This window comes from Ruficoccus amylovorans (assembly GCF_014230085.1).
In the GTDB taxonomy this organism is placed as follows: domain Bacteria; phylum Verrucomicrobiota; class Verrucomicrobiia; order Opitutales; family Cerasicoccaceae; genus Ruficoccus; species Ruficoccus amylovorans.
In genome coordinates this window covers 238,270-254,487 of sequence record NZ_JACHVB010000012.1, presented here as the reverse complement: position 1 = coordinate 254,487, position 16,218 = coordinate 238,270, and the positions used below count along the sequence as shown (strand labels likewise).

The following is a 16,218-nucleotide window of genomic DNA, read 5'->3' as shown; positions in this document are numbered from 1 at the left end:
CTCGATAAATACATCCTCCTTTTAAACTTTTCCAGACACCCATGAAAGAAGACTCCATCACCACCCTCGTCACCCAGGAATGGTCCAACGCGACCAGCGGCTGGCTCAAGCTGGCCGACTACGGGGACTGGCCGCACGCGCGCGGCGTCCAGCGCCTTAGCCGAGAAGCCGCCACCCGCATGTGCGACTATTTCAAATCTCTGCGCGGGCGCCTGGCCCGGCGCTTCGGCGGGCTCCCGGTTTACATCGGGCACCCGGACGATCCGGGATTCTCCGGCCAGAGCGGCCACGACGACACCCGCGCCTACGCCTGGATCGCCGACATGCAGGACCGCGACGACGGCCTTTACGTGCTGCCGCGCTGGTCGCAGGCCGGACGCGAGCTCCTCGCCAATGCCTTTTATAAATTCCTCTCGCCGCGCTGGGCCATGCGCCACCTCGACGGCAACCTCTACGAGCCGGTACGGCTCATTTCCATCGGCCTGACCAACCAGCCCAACATCCCCGGCGAAGCCATCGCCAATGAGATCATCCGCCCCTCCGCTCCGCAGCAAGTACCCGATTCGACTGATACTCACACCGCTGAAGAACCCACGACGGAAGTCCGCCCGGTGGAAGCGCTCGATGTGCTTGAGCTGATTGGTGTCGATCCCGAAGGTGACTGGCGCGCGGCCTGCCGCGAACTCGTCGCCAACGCCCGTCGCTGGGAAAAAGACGGCGCACCACTGGCCGAAACCAGCGAAGAACTCACCGCCGAGAACGAGCGCTTCTACCGCATCGCCACCGAGAGCGAACGCGTTTGCACCCAGGCGAGGGAGTCATTCTCCAACGAGCGTCGCGCCCGCATCGCCCTCCTGCTCGACCATGCGCTCCTGCGCGGGCGCATCCTGCCCCACGAGCGCGAGAACTGGGAGCGCGGCCTGCAGGCGGACTTCGAGACCGGTCTGCGCGAGCTGTGCAACACTGACTGCGCCCTCCACACCCAGCCCCGCACGCACGGACTGGGGCAACGGGCCCCGCTCGTACAAAAGCGCCGGGACTTCCTCGCTCTCGTCAACGAACGCGCCGAGAGCACGGGCGAGGATTTTACCACGGCCTGGTCCTGCGTGAAGCGCGACCGGCCCGATCTCTACGACCAGCTCAATCTGATCTGACCACGTATTCAATTTTCCACTACACCTGATTGTCCAGCTCCGAAGAAAGCAACCAACACACCTAACAACCATCCATCATGATTCGTTTCATCAAAAAACTGTTTCACGCCCGTCCGGTCTTTGCCAATAGCGCCGAGGGCACCCACGCGGGCCGCATTACCCGCATTCTCGAAAACACCGTCAGTGTACGCAACCTACTGGGCAAGATCGGCCCCACCGCCGACCAGACCAGTCTGTGCGGCGCGGGCGACAAGCCCCTGGGCGTCATCACCGACAGCGGCGAGGCGGGCGAGCATGTCAGCATCAGCCTGCTCTCGGCCTCGTCCACAACGATACTCCTCGTCGCCTCCGAAGCGATCCTCGCGGGCCAGGACATCTACACCTCCGCCTCCGGCAAGGTCCAGAATGAGCCGACCGCCGCCGGCACGTACTATCTGGTGGGTCGCGCCCTGACCGCTGCCTCCGGAGACAACACCCTCGTCGAGGTCGAGGCCTTCGCCCCGCGCAAGGTCATCGTCCTCAACGCGTTCACCGGCAATCCCAGCACTGACATGGCCACGCTGGGCGACACCTTCGGACAGGCCCCGGACAAGGTCATCGTCCTGCCTGGCATGTAGTTTTTCCCAACTACACAACCCTCAACCTGCGTTTTACCATGAACACCGAAAAAACAGAATCTTCCAATGCCGGCGAAATCACAGCCGCCAACGAAAGCCGTTTCAACGCGGCCCATTATTCCGAGCCGCTGACGGCCTTTACCGTGGGCTGGAAAGACCCGGAGAACCTCGACGAACTGCTCGACTTCGTTGCCCCCCGCGTCAACGTGGGCCGGCGTTTTGAGTTCAAACGTGCCACCAATGCCGAGGCGTTTTTCTCCGAGACCGACGATGTCCGCGCCATCGGTAGCGCCTTCAAGCGCGTCGAGTACTCCGGTGACAGCGTCAGCGCCAAGACCCTCAACAAGGGCCTGACCATGCGCATCGACCACGACGAGGTCTATGGCGACGATTGGCAGGAGCGCTACACGCAGATCCTCCTCCAGCGCCTGCTGCGCAACGAACTGCGCCGCGCCATCTCCGCCCTGGACACGGCCGCCACCGCCACCAACCACACCTGGGATAACGCCTCGGCCCCCGACGCCGATATCCGCGCCGCGCTCATCGACGCCACCGACGAAAGCGGCGTGCGCCCGAACCGCCTGCTTTTCGGCGAATCGGCCTGGGACCTCCGGGCCGCTGCCTACGAGGCGCAGGACAACGCCGGGGCCTTCAGCTCGCTCGCGCTCGACCCGCAGAGCCTCTCCCGCAAGCTCTTCGTCGAGGGCGTCCGCATCGCCGGGGCCCGCTACCAGGGCGTGTCCGGAGACAAGACCGGCCTCGTCGCCAACGCGGTCTACGCCTTCTTCGAGCAGAATGCAGTGACCAAGGACGAGCCCTCGAACCTGAAGCGCTTCGTCACACCGGTTGACGGCGGCGGCAACTTCCGCGTGTACGTCGAGGAATCCGCCAAATACACCGACCTGACCGTCGAGCACTACAGCACCGTTATCGCCACCAGCGCTCTGGGCGTGCGTAAGCTCGCCGTCAGCGCCTCCTAACCCGCCTCCCGCCATCCCATCCGGGCGGGGTCCCATTCCCCGCCCGGACACCAACCATTTCGCTTTTGTCATGACAAATTGGATACACCTCACCGAAGCGGACCTTCGCCCGCACCTGAACGCCGCACAGGTAGAAACGCTCCTGAGCCGCCCGAACAGGAGCGGTCCCTCGGACCCGCTCCTGTCCGTGCTGGATGAGACCGTCAGCCGCATCCGCACCGATATCCGCACCCAGGATACCAACATCCTCTCCGAGGACGAGGCAACGATCCCGCCCGAGCTCAAGCGCACGGCTTGCCAACTGGCCGTCGCTACACTCCCGGGCAGAATCCGCGGATTTCTCCTGAGCGAGCAGCAGGAAGAAGCCGCCGACGAGGCCGAGGAAGTCCTCTCGCGCATCCGCGAGGGCGACCTGCCCGTGCGCCTCCCCTCCACCCCCCAGAAAAGCCCGGATGTGCGTACGGAGTTCGGCGTCGAAGTCACCCGCAAACGAACTCAACGGCTCAGCGGCAGCCAGTTGAACGGGCTTTAATCGTCCGCCTCTTTGCCGCTCTCCCGCAACGTCACCTAACCATTCCTTTACCGCCATCCACGATGAGTACCATCCCTCCAACCCGCATCCGCATCCAGGCGGATCTATTCCGTTTCGAAGCCTTCGGCGACGTGCTGCGCGCCGATGACGACGAGTATCGCCCGAAATTCCGCGCCGGTGACGACATCCAGTTCGAGATCGGTTTCTTTAACAACGGCACCCTGCAGGACATCTCAGGCATTGCCAGCGTCACGCTGGAGATCAAGCCCATCGACGAGGAACTTATTGAACGCTTCAGCGAGGACGACGACGCCGACAACTACGACCTGCGTGGCCCGGACCTGAGCCTCACGCCCATCCGGGTAAAGACTATCGCCGCCACGGACCTCAACCCCGCGCTCACAGAAGTCAACTGGAACACCAGCGCGGCGGAACATTGCCACGCCCTGATCACGCTCAACTCTGCCGAAAGCAACATTGCCTCCGGTGACCGCTGGCTGACCATCGCTGTCACCACCAACGATGTCCCCGGCCGCACCCGCACCGTGTGCGCGGGTCCCATCCGCGTGCTCGGAGGCGGGCTCAGCCAGTCCGCGTCTCCCGAAGCAAGCACACCCGAGACTTTCTATAACACACAGGAATCCGACGTCCGCTTTCTCCAGATCAGCAACAACCTCTCGGACCTTTCCGACACGTCCAGTGCGCGCGATAATCTGGGACTGGGCGAAGACGACCAGCCCGCGTTTGCCGGGCTCTCACTCAGCGGCGAACTCGACCTGAACTCCCATCGCCTGCGCGAACTCGACGATGCTGTCAGCGACACGGACGCACTCAACCGCCGGAGCGCGGACAGCCGCTACTCCCGGCAAAGTTTCAACCTGTCCGATCTTTCCTCGCCCGCCGCCGCACGTGACAACCTCGACATCTTCAGCAAATCCGAAACACTCCGGCTCGCCGCCCGCGACTTCGGTCCGTCGCTGCACCTGGACGGCGTGAGCGGTTACGTGGCAATGGGCACCGCCATCCCGGTCGGCCCGGGAGACTGGACGGCGGCTCTCCGCATCAACCTCCACGCGACCCCGACATCTGCAATCAACCTGATCGGCTCCTCTAATGGGAGCAGTTCATATGGGCCGCTCGGTGTCATTTATGAACCGGCAGGATCATTATGGCGCACATCGGCTCACGGGACTGGCAACTCGGTCTCTGTTGGCAGCTATGAGCTCATCCCCGGTCGATGGGTTGCGGCCGTCATCCGCAAGCAATCTGGAACGACCTCGCTGTGGATCGACGGCCAGAAGATCGACGAGAGCGCCGACAGTCTGGACTATGCGCCTTTTGACCGGCTGGGCGTGCGTAACACCGTTAGTACCCCCGCCGGGCTTTCCCCGTTATATCTGGCGTCCTTTGACTTTTACAACCTGGCGCTCCCCGATGCGCTCATTATCGCCAGCTATTCAGCCGTCCCCACCCAGGCCGCCCCGATCCCTGCCTACAGGTGGGGATGGCCCGGACCGTTCAGCGAGGGCTGGAGCTTCAGCACGGGTAGCGGGTCGGTGGTCTCGTCCTCCTATGAGAGCTTCACCATGAGCGCCAGTGGTACCTGGCGGCTCTGGCAATATCCCAAGAACGGCTTTCCGGTAAAAGCTGGCTCGACCGTCCCGCTGAACTTCAACGCATCCAGCATCTCCGGCACCGTTATCCTGCGACTCGCCGATGCGGCGGGCAATGCCTTGACGGGCAACTACGTGGTTCAGGCCGGGGCGAACAACCATGCCATTTCGGTCAACACCAGTGCCGAGAGGGCCTTCTGGACCTTTGCATCCAGCACGGGACAGACGGGCTTTTCCGTCACGGATTTTGTCATCGCACCGCTGCCGGGGGCGATTATCAGCCTCAGCCCTGCAGCCCATGCGCAAAGCGGTTATCAGTTGCATGATCGCTCATACAACCACATCGACGCTCTCATCAGCCAGAATGGCTGCACCTGGACCACGCCTGCCGATCGCCTCCGCCTCTGCCTGCGCAGCGCCATCGCCGATGCCTGGCTGGGCGGCTCACAGCGCTTGCTGATTCCGGCGGGATTCCGGATCGTGAACATCATCGCGACCGAAACGGCGGGCAATGCCGCGACAAACCTTGCCCTCGGCACCACCGCCAACGGCGCGGACATCGTATCCGGCTTCTCGATCACTGCCGGGGAGACAAAGAACCTGAGCGTCACCGGCGCATTCGCCGCCCGGGCAAACGCACAACCCATCCATATCAACGACTCACCGGCGGGCTCCTGGAGCGGGGCCTCCATCGACTTAACCTTCATTCTGGAGCGCATTTAGCCGTCCCAGGACAATTCTCAAACGCTCAAATATTCAAACGCTCAAACCTTATGAATCCATACCTTGAAATCATCGACCTTGAAGGCGCGTACAACGGACAATCGGTCAAGCTCGGCTGGCGTGGCGGCATCCTCGGGGACTACCTGCTGGGAGACCTGCTCGACGCCGACGGTGAAACCGTCATCCAGGAGGGTGTCACCGCCGGCACCAGCCTGATAGGCTCTACCGCCGATTTCACCGGAGCAAACATCAAGACGGCGTTCCAGGCCGAGCTTGGGCTGCTTCCTCAAGACTAAGCTGCCATGAGATCTCCCAAAACAACCACCGTGGCCATCCTGGCCATCATCGCCGGGGCGGCCAAGGCGCTTTACTCGCTGCTCGCCGGGGAGGGCATCCCCAACACCGAGGACATCGTCCTGGTACTCTCCGGCGTCGGATTTCTTTTCGCACGCGACAACGACCGCACCGATGCCGAATCCGGCGCGCAGGTCGCCGAACAGAACCGCTCGATCAAGAAATCGCAAAAGACCGACTCGCCCGCCAAGGGCACGCTCCCGCACGGGCCGCGCCCCTGACTTATTTGTATCCAACTTCCAATACACACCGCCATGAACCGCATCAAAACATTCACCACATTCTCAGCCCTGAGCGTCGCTGCCGTCCTCCCCGGCACGCTCTTCACCGGTTGCGGCACGCTCCAAAACCTCTGGGAGCAGACACCCGACACCGTCAAAAATGTCGCCGTCGTCCTTGGTAAATCCGCAGCCAAGCTCGCGCTCAACATCGGCTTCACCGCTTTTCTGGACGGGGTCAACGAGACCGACCCCTACCGCGAGCAGTTGCTCGCGCTGCTGGCGGCGGTTGACGCCGCCTTTGAGACCGGGGCCGACGCCTCCGGGGCCGCCCGCGACATCGCCCGGCAGATCGCCGAGGCGCCGCTGCCGGACACGACCAAGAGCGCCCTCATCGGCACGCTGATGGACTCGCTCCAGACGCAGAGCGAGGCCGAGGCCGGGAGTGTTGCCGCCGCTCCGGCCTCAACGGACGCCAACTACGGCGAGGCGATCTACCGCCAGCTCGACGAAACCCGAGCCCGCTTCGCCGCCGAATAAACAAAAACGCCGGGCCCGCCCCCACGCTTCCGTCCGGGGGCGGGCTTTTTTTCTAAAAAGTTCACCGTCCCGATGCACACGCCTGCACTCGTTCCCAAGCTTGAGTGGACCCGCTCGCTCGCCGCCCGTTATCCGTATCTGGAGGCGCGCGGGCTAACCTTTCGCGATGCGCAGTACCGCCCGGTCGAGCAGGAGGAGGCCGAGGACCTCTACCGCTCGTTCCAAGACTGGATGCGGGCCATCCTCGCCCCGTACGGAGCCTACCGGTGGGCGGAGAACAAGGGCGACTGCGATTTCTGGAGCCGGCTTTTTGTCGCGCATGTTTTACTCAGAAACGCCATCGGACGCGCCCCCGGCAAACCTGCCATCGCTGAAATTCACTTTCTGACCGACCCGCACAACCCGAACAGCGGGCATTCCATCTGTTCTCTCCTGGATGCATCGCACACCGTTTATGAACTCGACCCTCAACCTGGCCTTGGCCTCACGACTATCGACGCGGCTCAGGCTGCGACGGTGCGCTCTTTTGACGCTTAGCCTGGCCCTGGCAGCTTGCCACAGTACTCCGACCGGCAGGGGAAAAGAGGCGCTCCAAAATTTTCGGCTGGTCTATCCGGATTTGCCTGAATCGTCCGTTTCACTGACTCCGTTTCCGCTTTCGGTGGATGATTCCCCTTGATGGGAGTTCTTTCGTGCAGACGTCGTTTTTGTATAGCGCAGAGGGATAAAAATCGCCATCCTTGACCGCCATGCAAACTTTCAGCCTCAGCGGCACTCTCCCCACTGGAACCACCGGCCCCGCCCCGGCCATGCAGGCTTGGCTGCCCAACGAAGCCGACCGTAACGGCGCGGCCATCATCATCTTTCCGGGGGGCGGGTATGCCAAACACGCCGAACACGAAGGCAAGGGCTACGCCGAGTACTTCGTGGCCCGTGGCTACGCCTGTTTTGTGGCGATCTACCGGGTCACGCCTGACGTGCATCCGGCCATGCTGGAGGATGCGCTGGCGGCGGTTTATGCCGTCCGCAGCCGCGCGGCCGAGCTCGGGATCGACCCGGACAAGATCGGTGTCATGGGCTCCTCCGCCGGTGGGCACCTGGCTGCCCATTGCCTGACCGCCAGCGGCACCTACAGCGCCGACCTCCCGCTGGCCCCGAACTTCGGCATCCTCTGCTACCCGGTCATCAGCATGCTCGGTGAGCATCGCCACACCGGCTCGGCTCATAATCTCCACGGTGGCGAGCCCACCCCGGAGCAGGTGGCGGCGACTTCGCCGGAGCTGCTCGCCAGTCCGCAGACCCCGCCGTGCTTTATCTGGCACACGCGGGAGGACCAGGGTGTCCCGTCGATGAACAGCCTGCTTTTCGCCCAGGCGCTGGAGCGCGCGGGCGTCAGCTACGAGCTGCACATCTATAAGGAAGGTCCCCACGGACTTGGGTTGAACACCGAATACGACTGGGGTGGCGCCTGCACAAAATGGCTGGGAAAAATCCTGGCATGAGGCTTGCCCCCGTCCGCACGGACGGGTTAGGCTTTACCCGCATACCTCATTTAATATCGGACGATGGCAAGCTCCCACTGCGGGATTTTGTTATCGTCACGATGGCCGTCTTTCCCCCAAAAAGGTCGCCCGTCCCCTACCCCGATAATACATATGACACGTTCTGTTCCACTCCTCCTGACCTGCCTGTTTCTGAATGCTTTCAGCGCGGGAGCCGCCAATATCTCCGACCCCAGGCTTGAGGAGATCCTTAATGATTACCTGAGCCTGCACGGGGGCATTTATAAAATACATGACCTCAGCAGCCTCAGAATCGAGGGAACCCTGAATTCCGGCGAGACGCATGTCGCCGATGTCCTTATTTTCCAGAAGCGACCGAACAAAGTGCGTCTCGTAATGCAAAATGGACCGCGAAAAGTAACCATGGGTTACAACGGAGAGCAATGCTGGGTCCAGCAGTCAATAAACGGAAAACCTATCCCGGGGATGGAACTCGATGAAACCGCGACGGCCAATTTCATCCGGGAATCAGACATGATCGACCCGCTGGTCAACTACCGCGACACCGACTATACCTATAAGCTCGCGGACGAACCGACCTTGAACGGCACCGAAACCTATCTGATCGAAGTCACTCGCCCCGGCATCATCGGCAGCGAAAGTTACTACCTCTCGCAGGAGGACCTCAAACTCATCCAGAAGGTCACCAAAGTCCCCCATGCCGACGGCACGACCGAGGAAGTCGTCACCACTTACAGCGATTATCGCCCGGTCAACGAGATCCCAATGCCGTATCGGACCGTAACCCAGGTTCAGGATGGAGAAAAACAGGTCCTGAATGTACAGTCCATCGTGCCCAACGCCGGTGTTTTCGACTACTACTTCGAGGAGCCGAAATAAGGGCCGCCTCGTCCGCTCCACAGGCGCACCTCGCAATGATTGGCGGATGAGAAAAAAGTCCCAAAGTTCACCTCACCGTCACAGAGCCCCGGCAGCGCGTACTTGACCCGATCAGTAATCTCTCCAAGTCTGCGTAGTACTCATTTTATATTCCATGAACGCTCTCTCATCTGTCCGCACAACTGCTTTTCTCCTGACGACCACCCTGCTGCTTCACAGCATCGCCGCCGCTCAAACCTACACGCCGCGGCTGTTTACTCCGAAACGCACCGGCGACAGCTACTGGTTCGAAGATCAGCGCACAGTCGGCAATTCCACCCTCATCATGCAGAACGGGACCGTGGCCAACAGCGAAAGATCGCAGTTCCAGTCGGTGTTCGAGGCCAACGCCACCGTTATCTCCAACAACGCCAAGGGCAAGGCCACGCAGGAGCGCTTCACCGTAATTAAGTTTACGGTGAGCAAAAACGACGGCGCGGCCGAAGAACTGCTCGCCCCCGGCACGGTCTTTTTCGGGAAACTTGAGCTGGGCAAAAAGGTCTTCGTGGACACCGACGGCAAAGCGCTTCCCGAGACCGCCACGCTCTATCTTTCGCAGATTATTTCCCTGAGGGACAACTCCATCTCCGACGACGATATCTTCGCTCCTGACCACCCGGTCGCGCTGGGCGAGAGCTGGCCCGTCAACGCCGATCTGGCGGCCGAGGACTTCAACTTCGACATGACCATCGTGACCTCCCCCGACAACCTTGAGGGCACAGTCACACTGCTCGATGCCGACGAACTGGACGGAGTTCCTTGTTACCACCTGCTCAGCGAGATGGAGATCAACCGCGTGCAACTGCCCTCGCAGAAAAATCTCCGACTCATCAAGGGCAGCCTGGACTTCCGTTCGGAGCTGTGGATGCCCCAGCAAGGCCCCGCCTACCCGCTGCAGCAAAAGACCAGCCTCAAGGTCGTATTCATCGGCGACCCGATCGAGAAGAACTCCTTCTCCCGCCACCGCATCATGGCCACCTCCACGGTGGAAAACATCATCCGCTCCAAGCCCCTGCCGCGCGACGAGTCAGTCATGGAGCTCGACCGCACCCTCGGCATCCGCCGCTAAGCGACGATGCGTTCTTTGAGGTTGCAGGGTGAAAGGAAGTGAAGGGTTTTGCCTGCCGATCACATCTTTTGTTCGCGCTCGACATCATCGCGCAGACAGGGGCCGAAGCGGCACAGCCAGATGCCCACGCCCACCATCCAGACAATCGCTGCGTAGCCTATGTGATTCATGCGGCTGAGCGGCAGCCAGTCGGCGCTGACGCGCGTAGTCATGGCGAGCACCAACAGTCCTCCCAACAGGTACACAGGGACCAGACGTGCCTTAAAAAGATGGCTGCGTCCACTATGGCCCAGTGCCACCCGAGTCGCGACGGTAAAGGTCAACAGACTAAAGCCCGAGATGAACACGACATGGATCAGTGCAGCCTGCCGGGCGGGCCACAACGCCATCGCCGCATACCCCAACGGGATGGAAAACAGCGCCACCCGCATGGCCAACGCGAGTGCCCCCTGGTTGAATTTCGCCTGGTGCAGGGGGAGTTCCCGGTAAAAATACAACACAACGGCAAAGGCTCGCAGCCCAAACCCGAACCGTTGCTCACCGATTGCTTCCAGATAGAAACTGGTCAGCACAAGCCCTCCGCACAGCAACGCGAACAGTGCCCGGGGAATCCAGCCGCGGGGCAGTTTTAACGATTCGGGAAAGTCCTGCCGGTTGGGCAGTCCAAAAAAACGCGGGATCAGAAACGCCCCGATGCCCATGACTGGCAGCAGCAGGTAGCCCTGGTTCAGTGCAGTCTTGAAAAACAAGACCGTAACCGCGCCCACCCGGTCGGGGGCTAACTGCTGGACAACCAAGGTGGCCCCACCGCTCAAGGCGCACAACATGCCCAACAGAACGAGAACAAAGCCCGGCGGAGGCGTGTCACGCCGTGAGCGAAAGCGCACCCACAGACTACCGAGCAGCAGCGTCATGCCCAGCGTGAAAACGTAATCACCCCACAGGTGTTTCCCCATGACGTGGCAAGCGCTCGCGCCGGTAAAAATACCGGCCCAGGTCAGGCTCTCCTCCAGCGAGAAGCGCCGGACCTCCAGCAAACGCGGGAAAGCCGTCCCCAGAAAGCCCACGACAAAACAACTCAGAAACCCCTCGATCATGATCCGCGCATGCGTCTGGCCGGGATAGCCATCAACCAAGCCCCAGGCGTAGGCAGGCCATAACGACACGCCAAACACCCCCAGCAGCGTCCCCACGGCAAAGAGCAGGCGGTAGGGCTCGCCCTCGGCGACGAGCCGCCAGAAACCGCAGCGGGCTGGCTCGGGAACGGTGGGCATGGGCAGCGCTTTCATGTCCGTGAGGGATCCGTTAGTGATCGCACATCGCCTGCGGGTTGAACTGAAAGGCGTCCGCCGGGCCCTGAAACTTTCCCTTGGCGATGAGGGTATCGACCAGTTCCTCGGCGTCCATCCCCCCGCCTGAGCAGATGTAGAAGCGGGCCTGTTCGCCAAAGGTATTTCGAATCGCTTCGATCAAGCTCTGCCGCGAAAAGGTGCGGTCGGATTCGCTCATCATTTGCAGCACGGCGTGGCCGTGGATTTCTTCTTGAAGAGGAGTGGACATGGTTAGTCTTGGGAGGAGAGTTAATGTAGTTTATTTTGAATACAAGAATCTACGAGGCCAGAATTGCCTGAAGGTTTCCCTGATTTTCATGGTTCATTTTCCGGGAGTTTAGCAAAACTCGCCCTGGAGTTCCTTGACCCAAGTCAAAAACCGTTCCTTTTTCAGGAAAATTCCATCGTCTCACCCCCAGCATCCCCTCTACTGTCGCTACCACGTCTTCCGAACGATCATGAGTGCATACGAAGCCATCATCTCCCGATGCAGCCTGTTTCAGGGGCTGGGTGAGCAGGATATCTCCTCGCTGGCCGGTATCTGTACGGAAAAGCGTGTGGCCCGCGGCGAGTTGATCTTCGTCGAGGGAACGCCTGCGCAGGGCTTCTACCTCGTGGCGGAGGGCCAGGTGAAGATCTTCAAAAGCAACGCCGAGGGGAGGGAAATCATCCTGCACGTATGCGGACCGGTCGAGTCCTTCGCGGAAGTCCCGGTCTTTCATGGCGCTCCGTACCCGGCCTCGGCCAGCGCGACGCAGGCTTCGCGCTTGCTCTATTTCCCGCGGGCGGAGCTGGCAGAGACGATTTCCCGCCACCCCACTCTCTCCCTGAACATGCTGGCGAATCTCTCGCAAAAGCTTCGCCGCTTCACCCAGCAGATCGAAAGCCTCGCGCTGAAGGAGGTCCCGGCCCGCCTGGCCTCCCATCTGATTTATCTGACGGAAAGCCAGAAGCATCCCGACCGGGTGACACTGCGCCTGCCCAAGGGCCAGTTGGCCAACCTCCTCGGCACGTCCCCGGAGACGCTTTCGCGGGTCTTCGCCCGCCTCGCTGAGACTGGGGTCATCCGCATGGACGGCAAAGACATAAGCATTCTGGACCGGGACGAGCTTGTCCGCCTGGCTGATTAGCCATAGCGACAGCAAAAGGTCAGCAAGACCCTCGACAACGTCACCTTCATACGATGGAAGGACCCGCAGGAGCAGAGGCATACTGGCGGCGATTCTCTGGAGGGGTTGAAACCGAGCTGTCCGCCAGCAGCGGGTTGAGGCCCCCGGCTATCGGATCTCAAGCAAGCACTGAAACGCAAATTATTTGCAACAAAAGCCCCTTGGCAGTTGACTATTGCAAGCAACTTGCACTACATGCCCTTTTGATATGATGCCATCTTTATTCAATAGATCAACGGCTGGGCGAGGTTCGGGAGATTCATGAGCAAGCGGCCCGTATCCTTTCATCCCGGTTTCACCCTTATGGAAGTCCTCGTGTGCATCATCATTATTAGTGTTGTTGCCTCGTTGGTAGTCGCCGCACTCGGGCAAGCCAGAATGCTGGCCTGGCGGGTTTCCTGCGCCTCAAATCTGCGCCAGATCGGTAACGCCATGTTCACCTACGCCAATGACCATAATGGGACACTTCCGCCCACCACGCACGTGACCGGGTCGGAAGGCTACGAAATCGCGTGGATTTACGCCCTGTCCCCTTATCTGAATGACATTGACGAGGTGCGCATCTGCCCGGCCGACCCACATGGCCCTGATCGCCTCAAGGGCGGCGGCACCAGCTACATTCTCAACAACATCGCGTTTGATCCCAGGTATGACCCGTTCGGGGGGCTTATGGATTCTTACAATAATCTTTTCCGCCTGACCAACCCACCGGAAACCTTCTGGGCGGGAAGTATTTCTGATTCGCGCACCGGAACCAGCGTCCAGAACGACCACACGCACGCGGAGGGTTGGGATGCCGGATGGGGCACGTTTATCAGCGACATAGAGCCCAACCGTCACCGTATGGGTGACTCCAACCGCGCTCATACCAATGGATCGTCAAACTACCTTTTTGCCGACGGACATGTTGAAAATATTCCCGCTATCGAGATGAAACGTCGCTTCGACCGTGGGGAGAACTTCGCGCGTCCGCCTCAATAAAAATTCAACCTTGGAACTCTCATGCAAACTAAGATTCACCACCGCTACTCAAATTCCGCCAGCATCCGTGCTCTTCTTGTCGCCGGGGCGCTTGCTTCGCTCGCTTTCACTCAGGGATTGTCCGCGCAGGTCATTCTGGATCAGGGACACGTCGATCTCGATTTCAACTACTCCGGCGGTAGCTGGCAGGTCGGAGTTCACCATGATAGTGTCGGTTATCTGAACCCGTCCGACGTGGTGTTCCATGCCAGGGATGAGGCCTGGAATGCCGGAGCGCGCATTAACCGTCCCTCAGGCAGTCAATGGGATTTTATCGGAACCGAAGCCGGAGAGCCGATATGGATTCTTCCGCAAACACAGGAGCCGTCGATTGTCTGGCCGGGCTTCGCCTCGGAGGAAACCGCGCCCGGTACGTTTGCGGCCTATTCCAGCCTCGATCCCCGAGTAACAGATACCCCCTCGCGCTGGATCACCATCCAGTTGAAGAGTGTCGAATACATCGGCGAGGGCACCGGGAACTTCTCCCTGTGGAGCACGGGAGCCCTTGGTGCCACCACCGTCTGGATGTCAACCGTCGATGGTATTACCACGAACGATTCGTTTTTATTCCTGGAGGGCGGACATGTGCACCTCAACTGGGGTTTTACGGATATTGGCCTGTACAAGATTACACTTGAGGCGAGCGGCTATCTAAACGACGGGTCGATGACCCCCACCAGCAGCGGGGACTGGACCTATAATTTTGGTGTCGGGGTTGTGCCCGAGCCGCAGACCATCGGGTTCCTCGCCCTGGCCGCGCTTGCGGTCTTGCTTCTTCGCCGGCGGAATGACTAAAACAGCCTGCCACCAGCATTTCCGGACGATGACGCAGCCAGCCCCCTTGCAGTGTCAGAAGTAACTACGCCTTCAGGGGACGCCTCATGCTGGATTCAAGGCAACGACACCTTGAGCGGCATGGGGCTGGCCAGCCTTACACCAAGTGCATAAAAACCGGCACCATCCCGGCCTCCTGTAAGCCCTCGATGATCTCAAAAGTCCCGCAGGCCACGATAAACCAGACCACATCCTGGAGTCCTCGTCGGAATACGCGCGGATTCAGTTGGATCTCCTGCGGTTCGCTGTAGAGTCCAAAACTGGGCCAGAACCGCGGGGTCGATTCACGGTAACGCGCGAAATTCGCTCCATGTATCTCCTCCAACGCACGTTCCTCCTGGCGAATAACGGCCGGATAGCTCAGGGCGAAAAGCGCCAGTACAGCCAGCGGCACAAACAAGGTCTCGCTAGTAAAACCGATGCCGACCGCCGCGATCAGGGTAAAAAGATAGAGCGGGTTACGCGTCAACGAATACGGCCCCTCTGTCACCAACTCGGCCTGCTTGCGACCGGAAATGTAGCTGAAGCACCACACCCGCCCGATGACGCCGACGCCAACCAGAGCGATGCCCAACGCGAACAGCGACTCCGAAAAGACGTGGGACAAGGCATCCCAGGCACTTGAGCAGAACAGCAGCGGCGATACGCACAAAATCAAGGCGAACCGCGTCACGAGAATACGGCGCCGGGCGAATAAAGAAGCTTTCATAGAAGATACGCCCTCTCGTATTTATGAAGGGCGGAAGAGAAGAGTTAGGAGTTCTGTTATCTTCAGATTAGACGCTTCCGGTGCTTCGGCGTTCAATGGAACTTTCAACGTTGAAACCCCACCCCCGGACCCAGACTTCTCTTTATTCAAAAAGACCGCCCTGGCTGGCAGCCTGACGCTTCTCACCCGAGGCCTGGCTCTGGGTCAGCAGCCAGGGGATGCTCATGTTTTCAAAGCCTTCCTCCCCACCCAACCGCAGGAGCAGCAGGGCCGAAGCCAACGCGTCGTAAAGGGCACAGTGGTACTTGCCGCGGCGCTCGGGGCAGAGCCGGTCGGCCTCGGTGTCGAGACGTTCCTGAAGCCCGAACGAACCGACCAGTTCCGAGAGCCCGTAGCCTTCCAGCCCCGGATAGACGCGGGCGTAGAGCTGCCGGGTGTCGATCCACGGCCCCCAGTCGGCCAGCGTCCTACCCTCATGCAGGAAGTCCGGCGAGGCTGGCGGGTAGGCCCACTGGGCCTTGAGAAAGCCGTTTTCGACCATGGCGTGGTGCGCGGCCATCGGGCCGCTCTTGCGGAGGTTGACGAAGCGGTCCCACTCCGCCGCAAAGGGTTCCTGCAGGCGGGCCTCGTCCTCGACGATCCCGTGCTGGGCGCGCTCCTGCGGGGTGATCTCTCCCCGGGGCCGACAGAGCCGGGTCGCGCAGGCGGCGATTTCACCGTCCCAGAGCGTGACCAGCCCGAACTCCACCACACCGCTGTTGCGGCTGCCTTCAAAATCCACCACGTGGATGGCACAGTCTTTCCAATGCATCGTTAAGGCCCCACCCTACACCGCCTTCGGGTGAAAAAACAAGTTTTGCTTTCCCGGGGGCGGTTTAGACGTGTTTTTGGGGACGGAGCCGTGTAACAATGAA

General features: G+C 60.7%; 19 protein-coding genes. 15 read left to right on the top strand and 4 right to left on the bottom strand.

Translation table 11 applies throughout. The features are described 5' to 3' along the window. The first annotated feature begins 41 nt into the window (after nt 1–41). The 12 genes from H5P28_RS02135 (at nt 42) to H5P28_RS02080 (ending at nt 10,241) form a co-directional block, all read left to right on the top strand. Entirely contained in the window at nt 42–1,154 is a 1,113-nt protein-coding gene (locus H5P28_RS02135) for a phage protease (RefSeq protein WP_185674049.1), read from the top strand. Between the two features lie 77 nt (nt 1,155–1,231). Next, on the top strand, nt 1,232–1,771 hold the full coding sequence (locus tag H5P28_RS02130; RefSeq protein ID WP_185674048.1) for a DUF2190 family protein: 540 nt from the start codon (nt 1,232–1,234) through the stop codon (nt 1,769–1,771). Nucleotides 1,772–1,809: 38 nt separating this feature from the next. Then, a complete protein-coding gene (locus H5P28_RS02125) occupies nt 1,810–2,751 on the top strand; it encodes a hypothetical protein (protein WP_185674047.1) in 942 nt (313 codons plus the stop codon). 70 nt (nt 2,752–2,821) lie between these two features. Further along, nucleotides 2,822–3,283 (top strand): hypothetical protein, encoded by a 462-nt coding sequence (locus H5P28_RS02120; protein ID WP_185674046.1) that lies wholly within the window; start codon nt 2,822–2,824, stop codon nt 3,281–3,283. 62 nt (nt 3,284–3,345) lie between these two features. Continuing rightward, the gene (locus H5P28_RS02115) at nt 3,346–5,619 is read left to right on the top strand and encodes a LamG-like jellyroll fold domain-containing protein (protein WP_185674045.1); all 2,274 of its coding nucleotides are present in this window, start codon (nt 3,346–3,348) and stop codon (nt 5,617–5,619) included. Between the two features lie 50 nt (nt 5,620–5,669). Beyond that, a complete protein-coding gene (locus H5P28_RS02110; protein WP_185674044.1) occupies nt 5,670–5,915 on the top strand; it encodes a hypothetical protein in 246 nt (81 codons plus the stop codon). A 6-nt stretch (nt 5,916–5,921) separates the two neighbouring features. Further along, a complete protein-coding gene (locus H5P28_RS02105) occupies nt 5,922–6,194 on the top strand; it encodes a hypothetical protein (protein WP_185674043.1) in 273 nt (90 codons plus the stop codon). A 33-nt stretch (nt 6,195–6,227) separates the two neighbouring features. Then, nucleotides 6,228–6,731, top strand: coding sequence for a hypothetical protein (locus tag H5P28_RS02100; protein WP_185674042.1), 504 nt, complete (start codon nt 6,228–6,230; stop codon nt 6,729–6,731). A 72-nt stretch (nt 6,732–6,803) separates the two neighbouring features. Further along, complete coding sequence (locus tag H5P28_RS02095) at nt 6,804–7,268, top strand: hypothetical protein (protein WP_185674041.1); 465 nt, start codon at nt 6,804–6,806, stop codon at nt 7,266–7,268. Between the two features lie 212 nt (nt 7,269–7,480). Beyond that, a complete protein-coding gene (locus H5P28_RS02090) occupies nt 7,481–8,233 on the top strand; it encodes an alpha/beta hydrolase (protein ID WP_185674040.1) in 753 nt (250 codons plus the stop codon). A 153-nt stretch (nt 8,234–8,386) separates the two neighbouring features. After that, complete coding sequence (locus tag H5P28_RS02085; protein ID WP_185674039.1) at nt 8,387–9,133, top strand: LolA family protein; 747 nt, start codon at nt 8,387–8,389, stop codon at nt 9,131–9,133. A gap of 154 nt (nt 9,134–9,287) precedes the next feature. Continuing rightward, nucleotides 9,288–10,241: a hypothetical protein gene (locus H5P28_RS02080; protein WP_185674038.1), complete on the top strand. Its 954-nt coding sequence runs from the start codon at nt 9,288–9,290 to the stop codon at nt 10,239–10,241. Between the two features lie 59 nt (nt 10,242–10,300). Here the strand turns inward: H5P28_RS02080 and H5P28_RS02075 are convergent, their stop codons facing one another. Further along, entirely contained in the window at nt 10,301–11,530 is a 1,230-nt protein-coding gene (locus H5P28_RS02075) for an NnrS family protein (protein WP_185674037.1), read from the bottom strand. Between the two features lie 16 nt (nt 11,531–11,546). Continuing rightward, a complete protein-coding gene (locus H5P28_RS02070; protein WP_185674036.1) occupies nt 11,547–11,801 on the bottom strand; it encodes a YecH family metal-binding protein in 255 nt (84 codons plus the stop codon). Between the two features lie 229 nt (nt 11,802–12,030). Here H5P28_RS02070 and H5P28_RS02065 point away from each other — a divergent pair, with 229 nt between their 5' ends. From H5P28_RS02065 to H5P28_RS02055, 3 genes are all read left to right on the top strand, one after another. Beyond that, nucleotides 12,031–12,702: a Crp/Fnr family transcriptional regulator gene (locus H5P28_RS02065; protein WP_185674035.1), complete on the top strand. Its 672-nt coding sequence runs from the start codon at nt 12,031–12,033 to the stop codon at nt 12,700–12,702. Nucleotides 12,703–13,002: 300 nt separating this feature from the next. Then, the gene (locus H5P28_RS02060) at nt 13,003–13,722 is read left to right on the top strand and encodes a DUF1559 family PulG-like putative transporter (protein ID WP_185674034.1); all 720 of its coding nucleotides are present in this window, start codon (nt 13,003–13,005) and stop codon (nt 13,720–13,722) included. A 21-nt stretch (nt 13,723–13,743) separates the two neighbouring features. Next, nucleotides 13,744–14,556 carry a choice-of-anchor M domain-containing protein gene (locus tag H5P28_RS02055; protein WP_185674033.1) on the top strand — a complete coding sequence of 271 codons (813 nt, stop codon included), beginning with the start codon at nt 13,744–13,746 and terminating at the stop codon, nt 14,554–14,556. Nucleotides 14,557–14,692: 136 nt separating this feature from the next. Here H5P28_RS02055 and H5P28_RS02050 read toward each other — a convergent pair whose 3' ends face one another. Both H5P28_RS02050 and H5P28_RS02045 read right to left on the bottom strand, forming a co-directional pair. After that, a complete protein-coding gene (locus tag H5P28_RS02050; protein WP_185674032.1) occupies nt 14,693–15,304 on the bottom strand; it encodes a methyltransferase family protein in 612 nt (203 codons plus the stop codon). A 142-nt stretch (nt 15,305–15,446) separates the two neighbouring features. After that, nucleotides 15,447–16,115, bottom strand: coding sequence for a 3'-5' exonuclease (locus H5P28_RS02045; RefSeq protein ID WP_185674031.1), 669 nt, complete (start codon nt 16,113–16,115; stop codon nt 15,447–15,449). Between the last annotated feature and the right edge of the window lie 103 nt (nt 16,116–16,218).

What these genes read in the sequence shown, in the direction of transcription:
- H5P28_RS02115 (WP_185674045.1), top strand. Translation starts at nt 3,346, where the DNA reads ATGAGTACCATCCCTCCAACCCGCATCCGCATCCAGGCGGATCTATTC.
- H5P28_RS02110 (WP_185674044.1), top strand. Translation starts at nt 5,670, where the DNA reads ATGAATCCATACCTTGAAATCATCGACCTTGAAGGCGCGTACAACGGA.
- H5P28_RS02105 (WP_185674043.1), top strand. Translation starts at nt 5,922, where the DNA reads ATGAGATCTCCCAAAACAACCACCGTGGCCATCCTGGCCATCATCGCC.
- H5P28_RS02095 (WP_185674041.1), top strand. Translation starts at nt 6,804, where the DNA reads ATGCACACGCCTGCACTCGTTCCCAAGCTTGAGTGGACCCGCTCGCTC.
- H5P28_RS02135 (WP_185674049.1), top strand. Translation starts at nt 42, where the DNA reads ATGAAAGAAGACTCCATCACCACCCTCGTCACCCAGGAATGGTCCAAC.
- H5P28_RS02130 (WP_185674048.1), top strand. Translation starts at nt 1,232, where the DNA reads ATGATTCGTTTCATCAAAAAACTGTTTCACGCCCGTCCGGTCTTTGCC.
- H5P28_RS02100 (WP_185674042.1), top strand. Translation starts at nt 6,228, where the DNA reads ATGAACCGCATCAAAACATTCACCACATTCTCAGCCCTGAGCGTCGCT.
- H5P28_RS02080 (WP_185674038.1), top strand. Translation starts at nt 9,288, where the DNA reads ATGAACGCTCTCTCATCTGTCCGCACAACTGCTTTTCTCCTGACGACC.
- H5P28_RS02065 (WP_185674035.1), top strand. Translation starts at nt 12,031, where the DNA reads ATGAGTGCATACGAAGCCATCATCTCCCGATGCAGCCTGTTTCAGGGG.
- H5P28_RS02120 (WP_185674046.1), top strand. Translation starts at nt 2,822, where the DNA reads ATGACAAATTGGATACACCTCACCGAAGCGGACCTTCGCCCGCACCTG.
- H5P28_RS02055 (WP_185674033.1), top strand. Translation starts at nt 13,744, where the DNA reads ATGCAAACTAAGATTCACCACCGCTACTCAAATTCCGCCAGCATCCGT.
- H5P28_RS02070 (WP_185674036.1), bottom strand. Translation starts at nt 11,801, where the DNA reads ATGTCCACTCCTCTTCAAGAAGAAATCCACGGCCACGCCGTGCTGCAA.
- H5P28_RS02045 (WP_185674031.1), bottom strand. Translation starts at nt 16,115, where the DNA reads ATGCATTGGAAAGACTGTGCCATCCACGTGGTGGATTTTGAAGGCAGC.
- H5P28_RS02090 (WP_185674040.1), top strand. Translation starts at nt 7,481, where the DNA reads ATGCAAACTTTCAGCCTCAGCGGCACTCTCCCCACTGGAACCACCGGC.
- H5P28_RS02075 (WP_185674037.1), bottom strand. Translation starts at nt 11,530, where the DNA reads ATGAAAGCGCTGCCCATGCCCACCGTTCCCGAGCCAGCCCGCTGCGGT.
- H5P28_RS02060 (WP_185674034.1), top strand. Translation starts at nt 13,003, where the DNA reads ATGAGCAAGCGGCCCGTATCCTTTCATCCCGGTTTCACCCTTATGGAA.
- H5P28_RS02085 (WP_185674039.1), top strand. Translation starts at nt 8,387, where the DNA reads ATGACACGTTCTGTTCCACTCCTCCTGACCTGCCTGTTTCTGAATGCT.
- H5P28_RS02125 (WP_185674047.1), top strand. Translation starts at nt 1,810, where the DNA reads ATGAACACCGAAAAAACAGAATCTTCCAATGCCGGCGAAATCACAGCC.
- H5P28_RS02050 (WP_185674032.1), bottom strand. Translation starts at nt 15,304, where the DNA reads ATGAAAGCTTCTTTATTCGCCCGGCGCCGTATTCTCGTGACGCGGTTC.